The organism is Microbulbifer sp. JSM ZJ756, assembly GCF_044383805.1.
GTDB classification, from domain to species: domain Bacteria; phylum Pseudomonadota; class Gammaproteobacteria; order Pseudomonadales; family Cellvibrionaceae; genus Microbulbifer; species Microbulbifer zhoushanensis.
Window position 1 is genome coordinate 1 of record NZ_JBISER010000016.1, and the last position, 18,243, is coordinate 18,243.

The following is an 18,243-nucleotide window of genomic DNA, read 5'->3' on the forward strand; positions in this document are numbered from 1 at the left end:
CCAGTTTGCCTGACGACCATAGAGTTGTGGAACCACCTGATCCCTTGCCGAACTCAGAAGTGAAACGCAACATCGCCGATGGTAGTGTGGTGATTCGCCATGTGAGAGTAGGTCATCGTCAGGCTTCTAAATAAAAGAAAAGGCCACCCAATTGGGTGGCCTTTTTTTTATTTAAAAACTCCGACGGTGAATTAGTGCCGAGCATCTATGAGAGTAGGGCTAAACCGCGCGCAGACGAAGCACAGCTTCGTGCACGGTTTAGCGACCGGCCATGGATGGCCGGGCCGGGGCCAGATCGAACAATCTGCAGCTGCGCCAGGGATGGCGACTCAACAGCCCATCGCCCCTGCATGCAGGCTTCAATTGCAAAAGCCCTGATCGCTAACGCGGTCAGGGCTTTTTTTATGCCTTCAGATGACCTACGGTCAGGTGATGGCGCACATCCCTGTATGCCACCATTCGGGCGACCTAAAGGTCGTGCTAATTTGCGTGGGCAAATTGGTCAGGCTTTTCTAAATCAAAAAAGGGTCACCCAAACGGGTGGCCCTTTTTTGATTTAGAATTCCAACCGATGAATTAGCGCCCGGCCAAGGAATCCGGGCCGGGGCCTGATCGAACATACTGTCGCCGCGCCGTGAACGGCGACTCAAAGACTTTTGCCTGTACATACACACGTCTTTTCAAAGGCTCTGTCGCCATCATGTCCGGCCCCTTTTATTCACAGCGCCCGCTGATGAATGGTGATTCCCGGGCAGTCCTGTCTGCACCGGCCTTTACCCGCCAGGTCTTCTCCAGGATAACAAGCACCGGATTTCCCCCATCATAGTTAACGCACCAGGCTGACAGGAATCGACTGGTGTGGGTAGATGAAAGAAGTGTCAGCAGGGCCGCGCAAGGTGATTATTTATACGCCTGCAATTTGCGACGCAGACGCTACGCTCGGGACCTATATCCCATGGTTATGCACAGCTCTATCCATGTTTTCTGTTAGTAACAGGGTGGCAAACAGTTTGTCACCTGGCTGGGTAGAGGGCATTCCCTGTGCATATTTTACCAGTGGCGCTGCTGGTAGGAGCTTACAGTGAGCCTCAGTTACCGCTGGGCGGATGGGGCAGGCCTGGGAATCGGGGGTGTAGTTGCGCCAGTGCTCGTTCGGCCCCGGATTGTGCATAACGCCTCGATAGTTGTATCTCACGCCCTGTGACTTTCCGTTTTTTCCAGGGTAGTGACTGGAGCGCGGTATGGGATGACGATCGAGGCTACATCTCCGTCGGCGGTTCGCGACTGTTCAATTTCCAGCGACATGATTCGTGGCGCCAAAGAGCGCGGGATACATTGTGCCGGCTGCCGCATCACAGGTTCGGCACGATTGATTTTTGCTCGTAGTTGAGCTCGCGCCGTAGAGAGCCGCCCAGAGCGCTGTATCCCCACACTATTCACAGCTTTGTCCAGATTTTCTGTGTATGAAGCGGGACCGGCCGCTGTCATAGAGAGGGCCGAACTTACTGATTTTTCGGTTGTTTTTTTGAGCGCCGGGGACGGAGTGGCAGGATGGCTGGGTCAGAGGCGGTATTCCAGTGATTATCCACAGCGTTTTCCAGAGAATCTGTGAACAGGCGATAACAGCCGCGCTTTCCACAGATGGAGCGGCTGCTTACCCTCGTAAAATATGTGAACAAAATGTCCGGGGGAGGGGCAGGCGCTGGGATATGCAGGGCGGCTTCATGTCAACGACCAGTCTCTGGTCATGGATAACGCTGCCCTGGCCTTTTCAGGAATCCTTGAGGCCGAATTCCCTCAGGATCTCCCGACGGGTCCACAGTGACCAGTCTGTCGGTGGCTCAGCGGTACTGGCCCCATCGGGCAGGATACCGCGGTGCTGGCCCGGCCAGGCCAGTACAGCCGGCGCGCGCCCGGATTCGAACTGATAGAAGAGTTCAGGCGCCGGTAGCAATTTCTCCAGGCCCCGGAGCAGGGGGAGCCAGGTGAGGGGGAGAATTGCCTCGGCCAGTTTCCAGGAGTTTTCCATTTTGCCGCGGTAGGTTGCCGCGAAATACTCAAAGCGAAGACGTGCTGCAGTAAGCGCCACTTCCTCGTCGATATGGAGGCAACCCCGGGTTTGCCGGACTGCACAGGGGATGCAGATACCAGCGGGGAGGGAATGCTGGTTGCCAATGCTCCCAGGCAGGCGCCAGCCTGCCTGGTCTGATGCACAACCGCAGCCAGGACAGGCTTCAATTCCCTTTTCCTCTTTCTCTTCTGTCACCAGTGATGATTCATCGGCGGGAGAAGGGGCCTCACCGGGTTGCCAGAAGGTATATCCAGTATCGAAATACTGGTGTGAGAAGCGCTGTACATGCCCGACAAAGTCGAATGCCTGCTGGATCTGCTGCCGCTCCCGGGAGTCGGCGCGGCGGTAATCGTCATGGTTCAGGGTCGTGAGGCAGGACTGGCAGAGAGTCAGCGGGCTGTCTGCAAACGACGATCGCATCATTTCCAGGTCTGTGCCTATCCAGGCGCTGCGTTCACCGGAATCCAGGGCGCCGCAGCACGGCAGCAGATGCACCCGCTGCCAGAACTCCCGCCGTCGGTCCGCGTCCTCTACCTCCGGCACCTCAACCCCAAACACCATTACCGGGTGTCGCCGATAGGTCCAGCCAACCGGTGTGGGCTCCAGGGAACTGAGTGATACCTGCATCCCCTCGTTTAACTGTATCTCTATCGCCTCTGCTGTGGGTGCTCCCTGGCTGGTTGGCGCATCCGGTGGCGTTGCCGCTGTTTCCGGTCCTGGCTGCAGCGATGGCCCGGGGCGCGGGGCGTCGGGATCGCCGTTATCGGCAAGGACCTGCCTGCTGGCGTGGCGAAGGCTGGCCAGAGCCTGTTTCCACATGGCCACTACAGCGCCTCCTCGAGTATCTGGTGGATATGCGCCTCTGAATCCGTGATCACCCGGAAGGCCACACGGCGGGATTTCTCCGCATCCTCGCTGCCATCGGTATGCAGTACCGGCCTGGCCGAGGAGTAGCCTACCGCAGCCACGAGGGATTGCATGGTGGCTGCCTCGGCGGCGGGCACCAGGGTGTGTACAAAGCGCAGGACTGCGCGGGAGCGTTCCTGTGACAGCGCAAGGTTATTGAAATAATTGGCCTGCGGGCCGACATCGCCGCCCCATTCGGAGCTTGTATGGCCCTCAATATGGATGGCGCTGATTGAGTCCATGTACGGCTTCAGCGCGCGTATATAGCGTGGGAAAAAAGATCGCATGACCTCGGTGGCAGTACGATTCATTTCCGCTGCCCCGGCCTGGAACATCGCATCGGAATTGTTGAAGGCGATAGCCAGCTTTTCCTTGTCGATGCTCGCACCCCAGCGGGGCAGGTCATTCCTGAACTCATCGCGCAACGCCTGGTAAATGGCCAGCTGGTTGTCGCGATAATCCTCGGCCAGTGCGCGAATTTTTTCGCGCTCTTCCATCACCGAGCGCATCATCACTACGGCAATACACAGGAATACCATCATCAATCCTGCCATCAGGTCGGACAGGCTGACCCACTCCGAATCTTCGCTGGTGGCCTGGAGCCCGGGCTGCTCAGGACGCATGCTCGACATCCTGCTGTGGTGTCATTTCAATGACCCTCTGCATCTGGGCTACAAGCTGGCGGTAGTCCCGGGTGAACTGGCCACTGATGGTTGCCAGTGCCTCGCCCATGCCGGTAAATACCAGGTCGAGCTCCTCGGAAACCTTGCGATCGATATTTTCATACTGGTGTCGCAAGGCGATATCGGTGTTCTGCAGATCGGTACGGATGATCTGCGTGAGCGCATCGAGCATCTCGCGATGAGTGCTGGCCATCCCCTGGGCAAGTTCCCGCATGGCGGTGCGGTGCATAACGCTGCTTTCCTCGACAAGCTGCTGGAGCCTTTGCGGCTCGATCAGGGACAGTCGCTCCAGCAGCCCGGACAACTTGCTGTAATGTTCTTCGACCTGGCTGGACTGGGTGCTGATAAGCTTGTGTGAATGCTCGACATTCTCCGCGATTTCCCGCTGGGAGCTGGCCAGCTGCTGGCCCAGTCCCTCCAGGCGGGGCTGGATCTCCGGGACCATTTCCGCCAGCGCATGGGAGGCTTTTTGCTGCGCCGCCAGCAGGTTATTGGTCTGTTCGAGCTGGGCCTGTTGCCGCTCGATCAGTTCGCTGAGCCCGGCGCCCAGTTGTGGCAGGGCGGCAATCCTGTCATGCAGAGCGACCAGCTTTTCCTGTTCATCTGCCAGCCGGGCAAGCTGCTGTCCGCAGCGTTCACTCCAGTCATTGACCTGTTCACCATGATCCCGGTACTGCTGCGCCAGGCTTTCAAGTGCCGGTAGCAGGTCCCCGAGCCGGTCGGAGAAACGATTCAGGTTGTCGCCGAACTGGTGTGTGAGCCGCTCATTAAAATGCGCCACAATGGTTTCCAGCTGGCCGGTCATGGTGGTGCTGGCACTGCGGGCAAGGCTATCGAGGCTCTGGTGCAGTTCCCCGCGCAGGGCAACCAGGTTTTCATTGAGGTCCGCGATCCCCACCGTGGCGGGGCGCTGCTTGCCGGGTATGCGGATCATGCGCGTGATGACCCTGATCAGCAGGGAGAGGGACAGCCCGACCACGCTGGTGATAAACGCCGTCTTCAAGCCGTCCATCAGGATCGCAATGCTGTTGTCGATGTCGTCCAGGGAAAAATCGAACAGACCGATGATAATGCCGAAAAATGTCCCGAGAATACCCAGTGATGTCATTATCCCCGGCGAGTGCTCGACAAATTCCGGCGCAGCGCCAGTAATCCGGAAGACCAGTGCAAGCGCGGTCAGTGCCAGCATCAGGATGATAAACACCTCGGTCACCTGTGCGGGCGTCATCAGGGAAAAGAAGTGTTGCAGTAACTCAGACATGATTGTGGCCAGCTGTTTTCTGTAATGTCAGTTCGTGAAAAAGCGTCCCGCAGGGAAGTTTACCGTGTCCCTGGGCAACCAGGCTCAGGTAGGGCAGGGCGCGCATTACCTCGGTAATACTGTTGAAGTTCCGTGGGCGGTCGCCATGGGCGGGGATATGGATCTTGGTTGAGCCGTCGGACTGGATCTCGAAAATACCCGGGCGTGAGGGCAGGGCAGAGTGTTTTAACACCACCAGGTGTAGCAGGCCCCGGGGACGCAGGTTATTGACCAGTAAGTGACTCAGTAGTGACACTTCTGCCGGGGTGAAAAAGTTGATCAGGTCCCACAGGAGTATTGCGTCGAGCCCCTGCTCGGGTAATACCTGGCGTAGGGCGGACTGGGCCGCTTCCGAAAAGGGGGTGCCGCGATCCAGTTGCCAGCGTATCTGGGTATACAGGTCCTGGACGAAAAGCTCACCCACCTGCTTCTGCAGCCCGTCGATATTGCGACCGGTTCTCGGGCCGCAATCGAGGACCGTACTGACCGGAGACTTGCGTGCTTTTTCCAGCACCTCTGACAAACCGGGCAGCCGAATGGCCTCCACCGGTCGCTGGTTGAAATAGGAGCTGACATCGCTGGCTCCACCCGAGCGGATACGAGCCTGTGGCCTGGAATTACCATATTCCAGCATATGCTCAATCATATCCTTGCGCATGCCTTCCCGCTGCAGGGTAGAGTTGCGCAGGGTGAAAGAACCCATAACCTGCATCAGGGACAGGGTCGAATAGCGGTAAGCCGGCAGGTCGGGCAGGTTTGCATCGAAGCCGGTCTCGAAGGTGAAATTTCCCACGTGGCGAAAGCTGGCGGGTTTTTCCGGCAGTGTCTTGCCGGTATACATCATCGTATGAAAAATGGTCCCCGGCTTCAGGTTCGGCTCCAGTAGCTCGAGCAGGTAGCGCAGTAGTTCCGGGGGAAGGAAGTTGAGCAGGTCCCAGCAGAGGACAACGTCCAGCTTTACCCGCTCGGGCTTGGGGACCAGGTGATCGGCGAGTGCTTCCCTGTGTTCCAGTCCGTTACCGTGCTCCGTAAAGAACTCGATCAGGTCCTCGATATAGCATGGGCAGTTAAGTTGCAGGAATGCGTCTGTGGTTCCCGAGGACAATGGCCCCAGGTCGAGAATACGACAGCCGGGCTGGACAATTTCTTCAATAAGAGCTGCCAACCCGAATGAGTGATGCTGCATATGGCAGGTCCTGCGTGGTCACGACAAAATCGCGCGCTAGTGTACGGATTTTGTCGTGACCTGCTGTTAACCAGTTGAGGTTATTCCTCTTTTTCTTTCTGGTCGTCTTTTTTCTTGTCTTCCTTGGCGGCTGCCTTGGGTTGGGTGAAACTCGGGGTTTCCGGGATTTTGCTGTCGAAAGCCGAGCCGGATTTCTTACCTGATGCCTGCTTTGCAGCTTCCGCCGGCGGCAGGTTGGGGTGTACGAGCTTTTCCTTGAATTCCTTGTGACGCTCCTTCATCTCGGAATCCGTATCGACCATATCCATGGAGCCGCGGAACTTACCGCCATCGTCCAGCTTGATGCGGGGGGCGATCAGGTTGCCTTTCACTGCCGCGGTGCGGCGGATCTCGATCAGTTCATCAGCCAGGGCATCGCCGGTCAGCTGCCCCTCCACCACGATGTTCTTGGCATGGATATTGGCGTTGAGTTCGCCGCCCGCGCCCACAGAAAGGTCGTGCCCTTCCATGATCACGGTTCCCTCGATGGTGCCTTCGATATGCAGGTTTTCTGTGCCGACCAGTTCGCCGCGGAACTTGATGTTCTTGCCGATTACCGACTGTTCCTTTTCGGTTGCGGCAGCACTGCCGTAGCCACCACTGGCCTTGGGTTGTTCAATGATCCCGTCCATAAAGGACTTGGCGTTCTCGTCTTTGTTCTCGAGGATATCGTCGATAGCCATGCTTGTTTCCTCCGCCTTATGCAGCTGGCATGGGCCCGTGCGGGAGCACGGGAGGGCTGGGGTTGGATATGTGCCCGGTTGTGGTGGGCTTTATTTTCAGGGCAGCGTCATGTCTGCCGGTACCACGCTGGAGGCCGGTGAACTGGGGAACACTGCGTGGGAAATACTAAAGTTGAATTAGCCGCCGAGCCAGAAAAAATTACAACCTGGTTCTCAATTCTGGAACTCAGTGGGAACAATTTAATTTTTTTACATGACAAAGGTGTCTCAGGGGGAATTTAAGTCGATAGTGCGGTGCAGCGTGGGCGCTCTGCTCGCGCCTGGACACCGGGTGCGCTGTGGGCAGGACAAGGACTGGCCGCTGACCAGTTGGTGAGTGGTCACCATGGCGGGGGCCCTGGCCAGGCTTGCCCGCCCTGGTCGCTTACTGCAGAATCGGCCGCCCATTTACCAAGGTTTGTAGAGCAATGCAGCGAGTGCAATCCCCCCTTGCCCCAGGCTTCTCAATGTCGCGACTGGCCATGGGCCTTTGGCGGCTGGTCGATTGGGGCTATTCCCCCCGGGAGCTGGTTGAGTTGACCGAAAAGCTCCTGGATATGGGGGTAACCACATTCGACCTGGCGGATATCTACGGAGACTATCGTTGCGAGGCCCTTTACGGTGAGGCCCTGCGGCTCGATCCGGGACTGCGGGGGAAAATGGAGATCGTCTCCAAGTGCGGAATCAAGCTCTGCGGTAAGGACAATGGTTTCCGGCTGAACCACTATGACAGTAGCGCTGCTCACGTGAACGCCGCGGTGGAATCCAGCCTGGCCAAGCTGGGCACGGATTACCTTGACCTGCTGCTCCTGCATCGCCCGGATCCGCTGATGGACGCCGATGTACTGGCGGCTGTCCTGCAGGGCCTGCTGGATGCGGGCAAGATACGTGCGGTGGGGGTATCCAATTTCCTGCCACATCAGTTCGAGCTGTTGCAGTCGCGCCTGCAGGCGCCGCTGGTGGTCAACCAGATCGAGGTGTCGCTACTGCACAGCGACCCGCTGTTCGACGGCCAGCTGGATTTCTGCCAGCGGGAGCGGGTACTCCCCATGGCCTGGTCACCGTTTGCGGGCGGTGCTCTGTTTACGGGGGGCGGAGAGGCGGCCCGGCGGGTGCAGTCCTGCCTGGAGGAGCTGTCCCTGGAGCTCGGCCTCGAGCCGCAACAGATTGCGCTGGCCTGGCTGCTGCGCCATCCCACCAATATGGTACCGGTGCTCGGCAGCGGCAACCCTGGCCGGCTCGAGGCGGCGGTGGCTGCGGCCACCCTCGAATTGCCGCTGGAAGCCTGGTTCCTGTTGCTCCGCGCAGCGCGGGGAAGGGATGTGGACTGAAAGCAGTTGGGGCGTGGCCGGGCTGGCGATATTGAGGCTGCCCGGCCGGGCTTTGGGCGAGTGGTTCAGGTGCTGTCGCGGAAGAGGTTGTCCGGCACCAGCTCATAGCCAAGCCGGTCCAGGTCGAATTCCTCCAGGGGGGCCAGGTGAACCGGTACCGCAAAACGGCGCAGCGGTTTACCGTCGCGCCGGTCCATAACCAGCAGGTCTTCATCCTGCAACCCGTGCAGCAGGCTGCCGGTATCGCTTTCCTTCACCACGCTGTCATATTCAACTTGCTCACCGAGGCGGATAAAGCGGTATTCCTGTCCGGCCCGCTCAATCCGTAACCAGGCTTCACCGCTCGCTTTCCCGGGTTCACCGAGGATCAGCGGGCCGTGCTGGTCCGAGCCCAGGGCCTCCAGCGGCGTGTCGATTTCGGTTTCCAGCAGGGTTCCCACCCACACCCAGCCGGACAGGCCGATGCGGCTCAGTTGCCACTCGCTGAGCCAGACTGTCTGGTCCTCATCGATGCGGAACTCGCTGTACTCGCGCTGGCCCTCGCGATTGTCGAAATGGATTTCAGCGTCGGGATTGTGCTTGCGGAAACTGTGGAGCTGCTGGGTCATCTCGTAATTGACTTCCCAGTGTTTGCGCAGTCGCCACTGCATGGGGTAAGGGCTCCATTCAACGATGTACTCCTCGCGCTCGCGGATGGTTTCGGCCACCCGCCAGAAGGCACCATCGATCAGGACGCACTTGTCGCCAGGCAGGCTGCCCGGTGCGATCATGCTGTTTTCGGTTGAGGCTTCCGACGCATTCACCACATGCTGTCCGCGCCCCTCGATCACCTCGTACCAGGGGAAGCCATGGCGCAGCGGCGGTGGGAAAGCCAGTGGGGGACGCCCGGCCAGCAGCCGGCGAAAAAGCACTGACTTTTCGATCTCGCCATCCGAGAGGGTATACCCCTCCTTATGGCTTACCTGTCCCCACGCGAACGCCGCGCGTATTAATTGTTTTTCTCGATCTGAAAAGCTCATTGGAAATACGAGGAACCCTGATTGAGCCGTAACCATAACACCGGCCAGAGGGGGACGCCACGGTAGCCAGCCACGGCGGAAAACGGCACCCGGGGGTAAATTTGGGTAGACTTGTGGGCGATCTCGATGGGGCGATCAAGGAGAATACAGTTTGGCCGGGACCAGAAAGATTATTGCGGGGCTCGCCGTGCTGGTGGCAGGCCTGTGGTTGCGTACAGATGCACTGGGCCAGGCGGCGGGCGCAGAGACCTGTTACCTGGATGGCTGGCGCAACCCGTTGCGCTGCTACCGGCTGCCGATCGAGAGCGAGCCGGAAGCGCCGCAACTTGCCGTGATGGTGGCGCCGGCAGTCAATAACAGTGGCGAGGAGCCTCTGTACCTGCTTGCGGGCGGGCCGGGGCAGGCGGCCAGTGACCTGGCGCCGCTCCTCAACGCATTCGAGCCTGTCAACCGGGAGCGGGACATTGTCATGGTGGATCGCCGTGGTGCCGGGCGCTCGGGCGCGTTCCGCTGTGGTATAGAGGACCAGCGTTCCCTGGACCTGGACGCCTTTGCCCGCAAACTGGCTGACTGCTACCTGGATCGGGCCGAATTTGCCGAGTCGCTCAGTAGCCGGCAGACCGTTGAAGACCTGGAAATGGTGCGTTCCCGGCTGGGCCATGAGCGCATTGCGCTCTGGGGCGGATCCTGGGGCACGCGCACTGCACTCCTCTACCAGCAGTGGCATCCGCAATCGGTCAGCGAACTGGTACTGGATGCGGTGGCACCCATCGACACCAAGGTATTCCTGACGGCCAGGGCTGCCGAGGATGCGTTGCAGGCACTGCAACGCGACTGCGCAAACGACCCGGCCTGCGCACGCCTGGGCAATTGGCGGGCACAGCTCGACGCGCTGCTGGAATCATGGGACCAGGGTGGCCGCCCGGTATTGTCCGATCCGCTCACCGGCCAGCCATTGACTGAGCCCATGGCTCGCTGGGAATTTGCCAATGCCATCCGTACGGTACTCTACGACCCTCGTGCTGCTGCCCAGCTCCCCTTTGCCATCACCGAGGCGCACAGCGGTAACCTGCAGCCCCTGGTGGGCCTGTCCGGGCTATTCGTGAAGAGCACCGAGTCGATGTCCATGGGCCTGACCTTCTCGGTGGCCTGTGCCGAAGAACTGAACCGGATCAGCGCCGATGAGATCGCCGCTGACAGCGACGGCACTTTCCTGGGTACCGCCTTTCTCGACCTGTTCCAGCACGGCTGCCGTGGCTGGCCGGTAAAGGAAAAACCCTATGCGGCGCCGGAACCCAGGGCACAGCCGGTATTGTTGATTTCCGGGGAGGCGGACCCGATTACCCCGCCGCGTTATGCAGACGAGGCGCTGGGCTACCTGGCGGACAAGCAGCACCTGGTGGTTGCCAGCGGTGGGCATATCAATTCCCCACGCGGCTGTATCCCCGAACTGATCGCCCGCTTCCTTGCGCAGCCCGCGGAGGAGCTGGACAGCACCTGTACCCGGGAGATCAGCCGGCCGCCGTTTATGGTGGCCAGCTACGGCCCCGATATCGGTGGCACTGCGGGGAATCCGGTAAAGGAGCCTGGGACTGGAGGCCGGCATGACTCCGGCGAGGAGGCTGGAGAGTGATCGAGGTGAATTCGATCAGCAAGGCGTTTGCCGGCCGGCCGGTGCTGCGGGAGCTCGATTTCCGCGTGCCCGATGGTCGGATTACCGCCCTGCTGGGCGCCAACGGTGCTGGCAAGACGAGCTGCCTGCGAATTATCGGGGGCCTGTTGCGGGCCGATTCCGGGACGGTGCGCGTTGGCGGTATCGACGTTGCCCGGGATCCGCTGGCAGTGCAGCGGCAGCTGGGTGTTGTGGGTGATCGGGAAGGCCTGTACGAGCGGCTGACGGTGGAGGAGTACCTGACGCTGTTCGCGCGCATGCAGGGACTTGCCGGAGCTGCACTGCGCGAGTCGCTGGAATATGTGCGCCGGGAGCTGGAACTGGAGCCGCTGTGGCGGCGTCGCACGCGGGGCTTTTCCCAGGGGGAGCGGATGAAGGTCTCCCTGGCGCGGGCGCTGGTGCATCGCCCTCAGCACCTGATCCTCGATGAGCCCACCCGCGGCCTGGATGTATTGGCTGCGCGCCTGCTGCGCCGTACCCTCCTGCGGCTGCGGGATGCGGGAACCACTATTCTTTTTTCGAGCCACGTCATGTCCGAGGTGCTGGAGCTGTCCGACAGTGTGCTGGTGATGGCCCGTGGCTGTATCGTCGGCAGCGGTACGCCGCAGGCCCTGATCCGTGAGGCGGGTTGCTCTAATCTGGAGGACGCGTTTGTCGCCCTGGCCTATGGCGACAGGCAGGCAGGGGAGGTGCCGGCTTGAACCGATTGACAGAAATACTGCGCGGCCCCACGGCGGCGCTGCTGCACAAGGAATTCCTTGAAGCCTGGCGGGATCGCCGGGCGCTGTGGATGGCAGTCTGCTTCTCCCTGCTGTTTCCTGCCATGCTGGCGGGGGGCAGTATCTTTATGGTGAAGAAGCAGGCTGAGGAGATCTCCCGCCTGGCCCTGCTGGGCTCGGCATCTGCGCCGTTGCTGGAGCAGCGGCTACGCGGTGGCGGCCTGGAGGTCGATGCGCTGGCAGAGGGAGACCCGGCGGAACTGCTGGCGGGTGACTACGACATAGTGCTGTGGGTGCAGGAGGGTTTTGCCGAGGAGTACCGCAACTTCGGGGCGCCGCCCCTGTACCTGTATATCGACAGCTCCTCTTCCTCATCCCCGCGCGCGCAGCGGCACCTGCAGGAGCGGTTGGGAGCGCTGCAGCAGCTGGTGGTTCAGCAGCGGGTCACTGCCCGCGGCCTTGCCCCGCAGTTGCTGGCCCCCTGGCGACTGGAAGTGCGTGATGTCAGTACCCCCTCGCGCCGAGGTGCGGTGCTACTGGCGATGGTGCCGGGTCTGCTGATCCTGACCCTGTTTGTCGCCAGTCTGGCGACATCCGTCGATACGTCTGCCGGGGAGCGCGAGCGGCTGAGCCTGGAAACGCTGCTCCTACAGCCGTTGCCCGGGTGGCAGGTGATCCTGGCCAAAACCCTGGCGGTGGCCAGCATGGGCTGGGCCGGGGCGCTGCTCGCGCTGGTTGCGCTGGTGTCGCTGATGCCGTTGATGCCGCTGGCGGAGCTGGGCATACAGCAGGCCACCACTCTCAGCGGGGTATTGACGATGGGGCTGTTGTTGCTGCCGCTTGCCCTGCTGGTGGCGGTGGTGCAGATTCTGCTGGCATTGCGTTCCGGCTCCTTCAAGGATGCGCAGACGCAGTTGAGTATCCTGCAGGTAGCGCCGGTGTTGTTGCTGATGATGCTGGATATGTCCCGGGTCGAGCTGGGTGGTTTCTTCTGGCAGCTGGTGCCACTGGTGGGCCAGCAGCAATGGCTCAAGGCCCTGCTGGTGGGGGAATCCGTGCCGGCGGCTACGCTGCTGGCGGGGTCCGCCGCGACCCTGCTGCTGGTGGCCGTGGCCATTCGCCTGGGTGCCCGGGCGCTGCAGCGTGAAGCCCTGCTCAGTGCCGCCTAGCAACTGGCAGCGGGTATAGAGAAGCGTCGAGGACTGGTGAGGTAAAAGATGACGAGCATACACGACGGCCTGCTCACGGTGGACCTGCAGGCCGCCGGCGATAATTTCCTGGCGCTGGACCAGCGGTTACGCGCGGGCAGCCGCTGCGGCGCGGTGGTCAAGGCGGATGCCTACGGCCTGGGGGTGGGTGAGCTGGCCCCGGTGTTTTACCGCCGCGGCTGCCGAGACTTTTTTATCGCCACCCTCGACGAGGGGCTGGAGCTGCGCGATATCCTCGAGCCCGACGCCCGGATTTATGTGCTTACCGGTGTGAGGCCGGGGCGCGAGCTGGAATGCATCCGGGCCGGGCTGATCCCGAATGTCTTTACCCTGCAACAACTGCGGGCCTGGGTGGATGCCTGTAATGCGGCCGGTTCCCCGGCCCCCTGTGGCCTCAAGATCGATTCGGGCATGACCCGGCTGGGGATGACCGCCGAGGAGTTTGACCAGCTGTTGCGCGAGCGCGGGCTGCTCAGGGAGGCGGGCATCCAGGTGGTGATGAGCCATCTCGCCTGCGCGGATGACCCCGCCCACCCGCACAACCGCCGGCAGCTGGAAGCATTCCGGCGTGCCGGCGAGCGACTGCGGGAGCAATTGCCGGAAGTCCAGTTGAGCCTGGCAAATTCGTCGGGAATCCACCTGGATGAGTCCTATCACTTCGATATCGCCCGACCCGGTTCGGCGCTCTACGGCGTCAATCCGCAGCCTGCAGTCGCCAACCCCATGCGCGCCGTGGTTCACCTCAGCCTGCCCGTGGTGCAGCAGCGACATGTCTCCCGTGACAGTTGGGTAGGCTACGGTGCCACCCAGCAGGCACCGGCCGGTAGCTGGCTGGCAGTGGCCCGGGGTGGATATGCCGACGGTATTATCCGGGCCCAGGGCGGGCGCGGTTGTGGCTGGGCCTGCGGGCGCCGTTTGCCCATGGTGGGCAGGGTTTCCATGGATTCCACGGTGTTTGATATCAGCGCGCTGGCTGCCCGGGAGCGTGACAGACTGGGGCATATCGAGGTGCTGAACGACCAGGTAACCGTCGACGAGGTCGCGGAGTACGCGGGGACCATCGGCTATGAAATCCTGACCAGCCTTGGCCGCCGTTATACGCGCTGCTATACAGGAAATTGAACGTGACCAATGTCGACCGGAAAAATCCCCTGGGCCAGCTGCGGCCAGTACTGGAGTTGCTGGCTGACGGCGAAGTGCACTCGGGCCAGGCGCTCGGGGCGGCCCTGGGGGTAAGCCGTGCGGCCGTGTGGAAGCAGTTGCAGAAACTGGCGGATTACGGCCTGGAGCTGGAATCGGTAAAAGGGCGGGGCTACCGGGTCCCGGGAGGCCTGGACCTGCTGTCCGGGGCGCAGATGGAGGAGGCCATGGCGCCGCGGGCCCGCGACTTGCTCGGGGGGTTGGTCCTGAGGGACGAAGTGGACTCCACCAATGCCCGCATGCTGGCCCTCCTGGAGCGCGGGGAAGGTCACGGCGTGGCCATGCTGGCCGAACGACAGACTGACGGGCGCGGCCGGCGCGGGCGGCAGTGGATCAGCCCGTTCAGCGCCGGCGTCAGCCTGTCGGTGGGCTGGCAGTTCAGCGGCGGTGTGCAGCTGCTCGAGGGCCTCAGCCTGGCGGTGGGCGTGGCACTGGCGGAGGCGCTGGAAGAGTTTGCGGTGCCGGATGTGAGCCTCAAGTGGCCCAATGACGTCTGGTGCCGGGGGCGCAAGCTGGCCGGTGTGCTACTGGAGCTCAGTGGCGACCTCACCGATCGCTGCGGCGTGGTGGTGGGTGTGGGAGTGAACGTTGGGTTGCCCCAGGCGCAGGCCGCGGCGATCGACCAGCCCTGGATCGACCTGCAGCAGGTGCGGCCGGGTATCGAGCGCAATGCGCTCGCTGCCGCCATGCTCAGCCGCTTGCTGGCGCTGCTGGCCGACTACCCGGAGCGGGGTTTCGCCGCTTACCGCGATGCCTGGCTGGCCCGCGATGCCTTTGCCGGGCGCCGGGTGGAGCTGCAGTCGGCACAGCAATCATGGCGAGGCACTGCCCGCGGCGTGGACGCCAGCGGGGCGTTGGTGCTGGAGCTGGATAGCGGTGAGCAGCGCAGTTTTCATGGGGGGGAAGTTTCCCTGCGGGAGGCATTGCGGTGATCCTCGAAATCGATATCGGCAATACGCGTGGCAAGTGGCGCCTGGTGCAGTCGCAATCGGGTCATGCGGTGGCGCGAGGCGGGTTCGCCACCGGTGACCTGGCGCAGGGCCGCCTGCCGGCCCAGTGGGCCGGTGCCGGCCCGCGGCGGGTGCGGGTGGCCAATGTGGCCGGTGCGCGGATGGCGGAATTGCTGACCGCGGCGTTGCGCACGGACCTCTCACTGGAGCCGCAGTTTGCCCGGGTGGAGCGCCATTGTGCGGGCGTTACCTGCGGCTACCGGGATACGGCTGCGCTGGGGGTGGACCGGTGGCTGGCGGTGTTGGCCGCGCACCGGCGCGATCCCTCGCCGGCGCTGGTGGTGGACTGTGGCAGTGCCGTGACCCTGGACCTGCTGGGCACTGGCGGCCGGCACCGCGGGGGGTATATATTGCCGGGCCTGGAGCTGATGCGCCGGGCCCTGTACGCCGACACCGACGCGGTCAAGGTGGCGGGCCAGTTCATTGAGGGGATGTCGCTGGCGCCCGGCATCGATACCGCAGAGGCGGTGAACCGCGGCCTGCCGTCAATGGTGCTGGGCGCCATCGAGCGGGCACTGGCGGAGCTGCGTCGCAGCGAGGAGATGGAGCCGCTGCTGTGGCTGACCGGCGGCGATGGCCAGTTCTTCGCCAGCCTGTTCGGCGACGACGCGGAGCTGGTACCGGATCTCGTATTCGAGGGGCTGGGTATCAGCATTCCCTGAACATCACCAAGCGGTGAACAACACCAATCGACTCTCCCCTGTCTTCGGGAACAGACTCTATGCGCTGGATTGTACTTGTCCTTTTTCTTGCCAATGTGGGCGTCTTTGCCTGGTTGCAGACCAGTGGGCATGCGCCGGTCACGCCTGACGCGGCAGTGACGACCGCGCCGCCGGCAGAAGCCGGGGATACCATCCGCCTGCTCAGCGAGCTGGACCGGGATGAGCTGGAGTCCCGTGACAGCGCCGCGCCGGCGCCTCGCGCGCCAGCCAGCAGTGGCGCATCGACGACAGAGGGCCGGGCCGGGACCGCCGGTGCGGTCTGTACCCTCGTGGGGCCGTTTGAAGAGGGGTACCAGGGCGAGGACGTTGTGCAGCGCCTGCGGGCACTGCAGCTGGATGCGGAGCTGCGCGAAGTGGAGGTGCCGGGGCAGATGCGCTACTGGGTGTACCTGGAGCCGCTATCTTCACGCCGGGAGGCGTTCAACAGGTTACGGGAACTACAGGCCGCCGGGGTCGACAGTTACGTGATCCCGAAGGGATCCCTCACCCACGGTATCTCGTTCGGCATCTTCTCCGAGCGGGACCGGGCACAGTTGCTGTCTGATGAGCTGCGGGCGCAGGGCATTGACGCCCAGATGCGCGAGGAGCCGCAGATGATTGCCGAGCAGTGGGTGGTGTTGGCGCCCGGGGCTGCCGATGCGCTGGCGGGGGATTTCTGGGCGCAGCTGCAGCTGGACTATCCCGAGCTTGATCGGCGCCAGAATCTCTGTGCGGAGCTGGAAACCGACTAGGCCCGGGAGGTGAGCCGCAGTTGACCGGGGAGAGAAAAAACTCGCGCTCAAAACGGTTGCTTGTCGGCATAACATCCCCTAGAATCCCGCCTCCACTTACGGGGTAGAAGGCTTTCCCGTAAGGAGAGACAGGGCTGGCGTAGCTCAGTTGGTAGAGCAGCTGACTTGTAATCAGCCGGTCGGGGGTTCGACTCCTCTCGCCAGCTCCATTTTGTCTCTCACGCTGTTTTCACTTTAGGTTCCGCTGGTAAGTGTGTGAATTTAAAGAAAAAGTTGTTGACAGCGTAGCGGTGAGTGTAGACAATGCGCACCGCTTTCGAGCAGGGGTTCCCGAGTGGCCAAAGGGATCAGACTGTAAATCTGACGCGCAAGCTTCGGTGGTTCGAATCCACCCCCCTGCACCATATTCAGATGCCCCGGTATGCCGGGGTGTCGAAAGCGGAAGGCTGAGGGTCTTTTGCTTTGAGGTTCCTGCGCGGAGCGTGCGGGCATAGTTCAATGGTAGAACCTCAGCCTTCCAAGCTGATGATGCGGGTTCGATTCCCGCTGCCCGCTCCATGCCGGAAACCCGGTGTGGCGCAAAGGTGGGAGGTCGCTGCGGCGGCCGATAAACTGGTGGGGTTCACCGGTTAAAGCAGTTTTAGCTCATGTAGCTCAGGGGTAGAGCACACCCTTGGTAAGGGTGAGGTCGGCGGTTCAAATCCGCCCATGAGCTCCATTTTTACGGTGGCCGCGGGGGCAGGTGTCTCTGCGGCTATTTGTATCCGGGTGTTGTGTATCCCGGTGCTTCGGTTCTGCAAGTGGGTGTCTTTAAGTCTGCCCATACTAGGAGGCTGCAATGGGAAAAGAGAAGTTTGAGCGTTCCAAGCCCCACGTGAACGTGGGCACCATCGGTCACGTTGACCACGGTAAAACCACCCTGACTGCTGCGCTGACCCGCGTTTGTGCAGAAGTATGGGGCGGCGCCGCGGTAGAGTTCGCCGGTATCGACAATGCACCGGAAGAGCGTGAGCGCGGTATCACCATCGCTACTTCTCACGTTGAGTACGAGTCCCCGACTCGTCACTACGCGCACGTTGACTGCCCGGGCCACGCCGACTACGTGAAGAACATGATCACCGGTGCTGCCCAGATGGACGGCGCAATCCTGGTTTGTTCCGCAGCTGACGGCCCCATGCCGCAGACTCGCGAGCACATCCTGCTGTCCCGCCAGGTAGGTGTACCGTACATCGTGGTATTCCTGAACAAGGCTGACATGGTCGACGACGAAGAGCTGCTTGAGCTGGTTGAGATGGAAGTTCGCGAACTTCTGGACCAGTACGACTTCCCGGGTGACGACACCCCGATCATCGTTGGTTCCGCCCTGATGGCGCTGGAAGGCAAAGACGACAACGAGATGGGTACCACCGCTGTTAAGAAGCTGGTTGAGACCCTGGACGAGTACATCCCGGAGCCGGAGCGCGCTGTAGACCAGCCGTTCCTGATGCCGATCGAGGACGTATTCTCCATCTCAGGTCGTGGTACCGTAGTAACTGGTCGTGTCGAGCGCGGCGTTCTGAAGACTGGCGACGAGATCGAAATCGTTGGCATGAAGGACACCACCAAGACCACCTGTACCGGTGTTGAGATGTTCCGCAAGCTGCTGGACGAAGGTCGTGCAGGTGAGAACATCGGCGCACTGCTGCGTGGCACCAAGCGTGACGAAGTTGAGCGTGGTCAGGTCC

Annotated in this window: 15 protein-coding genes, 4 tRNA genes and 1 rRNA gene; 14 read left to right on the forward strand and 6 right to left on the reverse strand. The window is 61.7% G+C overall.

Features of this window, described 5'->3' with window-relative positions:
* Window positions 1-8 precede the first annotated feature (8 nt).
* A 5S ribosomal RNA gene (gene rrf / locus ACH6CX_RS18075) occupies window positions 9-124 on the forward strand.
* Between the two features lie 1,647 nt (window positions 125-1,771).
* Here rrf and ACH6CX_RS18080 read toward each other — a convergent pair.
* From ACH6CX_RS18080 to ACH6CX_RS18100, 5 genes are all read right to left on the reverse strand, one after another.
* Window positions 1,772-2,896 (reverse strand): hypothetical protein, encoded by a 1,125-nt coding sequence (locus tag ACH6CX_RS18080; protein ID WP_237064417.1) that lies wholly within the window; start codon window positions 2,894-2,896, stop codon window positions 1,772-1,774.
* Complete coding sequence (locus tag ACH6CX_RS18085) at window positions 2,896-3,600, reverse strand: OmpA family protein (RefSeq protein ID WP_237064415.1); 705 nt, start codon at window positions 3,598-3,600, stop codon at window positions 2,896-2,898. Before ACH6CX_RS18085 ends, ACH6CX_RS18080 begins: the two co-directional genes overlap by 1 nt.
* Window positions 3,590-4,921, reverse strand: a complete 1,332-nt coding sequence (locus ACH6CX_RS18090; protein ID WP_396676133.1) for a hypothetical protein — start codon at window positions 4,919-4,921, stop codon at window positions 3,590-3,592. Before ACH6CX_RS18090 ends, ACH6CX_RS18085 begins: the two co-directional genes overlap by 11 nt.
* On the reverse strand, window positions 4,914-6,146 hold the full coding sequence (locus tag ACH6CX_RS18095) for a hypothetical protein (RefSeq protein WP_396676135.1): 1,233 nt from the start codon (window positions 6,144-6,146) through the stop codon (window positions 4,914-4,916). The genes ACH6CX_RS18090 and ACH6CX_RS18095 overlap by 8 nt, the downstream gene beginning before the upstream one ends.
* Before the next feature lie 80 nt (window positions 6,147-6,226).
* The gene (locus ACH6CX_RS18100) at window positions 6,227-6,868 is read right to left on the reverse strand and encodes a polymer-forming cytoskeletal protein (protein WP_396676137.1); all 642 of its coding nucleotides are present in this window, start codon (window positions 6,866-6,868) and stop codon (window positions 6,227-6,229) included.
* 521 nt (window positions 6,869-7,389) lie between these two features.
* Between ACH6CX_RS18100 and ACH6CX_RS18105 the strand changes: the two genes are divergently transcribed.
* Complete coding sequence (locus tag ACH6CX_RS18105; RefSeq protein WP_396676147.1) at window positions 7,390-8,238, forward strand: aldo/keto reductase family oxidoreductase; 849 nt, start codon at window positions 7,390-7,392, stop codon at window positions 8,236-8,238.
* A 65-nt stretch (window positions 8,239-8,303) separates the two neighbouring features.
* Here ACH6CX_RS18105 and ACH6CX_RS18110 read toward each other — a convergent pair whose 3' ends face one another.
* Window positions 8,304-9,257, reverse strand: coding sequence for a hypothetical protein (locus ACH6CX_RS18110; RefSeq protein ID WP_232940870.1), 954 nt, complete (start codon window positions 9,255-9,257; stop codon window positions 8,304-8,306).
* Between the two features lie 151 nt (window positions 9,258-9,408).
* Here ACH6CX_RS18110 and ACH6CX_RS18115 point away from each other — a divergent pair, with 151 nt between their 5' ends.
* The 12 genes from ACH6CX_RS18115 to tuf all read left to right on the forward strand — a co-directional run.
* Window positions 9,409-10,890, forward strand: a complete 1,482-nt coding sequence (locus ACH6CX_RS18115) for an alpha/beta fold hydrolase (RefSeq protein WP_396676139.1) — start codon at window positions 9,409-9,411, stop codon at window positions 10,888-10,890.
* Complete coding sequence (locus ACH6CX_RS18120; protein ID WP_232940872.1) at window positions 10,887-11,630, forward strand: ATP-binding cassette domain-containing protein; 744 nt, start codon at window positions 10,887-10,889, stop codon at window positions 11,628-11,630. The genes ACH6CX_RS18115 and ACH6CX_RS18120 overlap by 4 nt, the downstream gene beginning before the upstream one ends.
* Complete coding sequence (locus ACH6CX_RS18125; protein ID WP_232940873.1) at window positions 11,627-12,817, forward strand: ABC transporter permease; 1,191 nt, start codon at window positions 11,627-11,629, stop codon at window positions 12,815-12,817. Before ACH6CX_RS18120 ends, ACH6CX_RS18125 begins: the two co-directional genes overlap by 4 nt.
* Before the next feature lie 48 nt (window positions 12,818-12,865).
* Window positions 12,866-13,978, forward strand: a complete 1,113-nt coding sequence (gene alr, locus ACH6CX_RS18130; RefSeq protein ID WP_396676142.1) for an alanine racemase — start codon at window positions 12,866-12,868, stop codon at window positions 13,976-13,978.
* Window positions 13,979-13,980: 2 nt separating this feature from the next.
* Entirely contained in the window at window positions 13,981-14,988 is a 1,008-nt protein-coding gene (gene birA, locus ACH6CX_RS18135; protein ID WP_232940875.1) for a bifunctional biotin--[acetyl-CoA-carboxylase] ligase/biotin operon repressor BirA, read from the forward strand.
* Complete coding sequence (locus ACH6CX_RS18140; RefSeq protein WP_232940876.1) at window positions 14,985-15,728, forward strand: type III pantothenate kinase; 744 nt, start codon at window positions 14,985-14,987, stop codon at window positions 15,726-15,728. The genes birA and ACH6CX_RS18140 overlap by 4 nt, the downstream gene beginning before the upstream one ends.
* 59 nt (window positions 15,729-15,787) lie before the next feature.
* Window positions 15,788-16,519: a hypothetical protein gene (locus tag ACH6CX_RS18145; RefSeq protein WP_232940877.1), complete on the forward strand. Its 732-nt coding sequence runs from the start codon at window positions 15,788-15,790 to the stop codon at window positions 16,517-16,519.
* A 133-nt stretch (window positions 16,520-16,652) separates the two neighbouring features.
* Window positions 16,653-16,728 (forward strand) — tRNA-Thr (locus ACH6CX_RS18150).
* Between the two features lie 111 nt (window positions 16,729-16,839).
* A tRNA-Tyr gene (locus ACH6CX_RS18155) sits at window positions 16,840-16,923 on the forward strand.
* 80 nt (window positions 16,924-17,003) lie between these two features.
* A tRNA-Gly gene (locus ACH6CX_RS18160) sits at window positions 17,004-17,077 on the forward strand.
* Between the two features lie 85 nt (window positions 17,078-17,162).
* Window positions 17,163-17,237, forward strand: a tRNA-Thr gene (locus tag ACH6CX_RS18165).
* A 120-nt stretch (window positions 17,238-17,357) separates the two neighbouring features.
* The coding region (gene tuf, locus ACH6CX_RS18170; RefSeq protein WP_396676145.1) for an elongation factor Tu at window positions 17,358-18,243 on the forward strand (886 nt) is incomplete at its 3' end.

Coding starts and splice junctions, on each gene's coding strand:
- ACH6CX_RS18100 (WP_396676137.1), bottom strand. CDS start 6,868: ATGGCTATCGACGATATCCTCGAGAACAAAGACGAGAACGCCAAGTCC.
- ACH6CX_RS18090 (WP_396676133.1), bottom strand. CDS start 4,921: ATGTCTGAGTTACTGCAACACTTCTTTTCCCTGATGACGCCCGCACAG.
- ACH6CX_RS18095 (WP_396676135.1), bottom strand. CDS start 6,146: ATGCAGCATCACTCATTCGGGTTGGCAGCTCTTATTGAAGAAATTGTC.
- ACH6CX_RS18145 (WP_232940877.1), top strand. CDS start 15,788: ATGCGCTGGATTGTACTTGTCCTTTTTCTTGCCAATGTGGGCGTCTTT.
- alr (WP_396676142.1), top strand. CDS start 12,866: ATGACGAGCATACACGACGGCCTGCTCACGGTGGACCTGCAGGCCGCC.
- ACH6CX_RS18105 (WP_396676147.1), top strand. CDS start 7,390: ATGGGCCTTTGGCGGCTGGTCGATTGGGGCTATTCCCCCCGGGAGCTG.
- ACH6CX_RS18085 (WP_237064415.1), bottom strand. CDS start 3,600: ATGCGTCCTGAGCAGCCCGGGCTCCAGGCCACCAGCGAAGATTCGGAG.
- ACH6CX_RS18110 (WP_232940870.1), bottom strand. CDS start 9,257: ATGAGCTTTTCAGATCGAGAAAAACAATTAATACGCGCGGCGTTCGCG.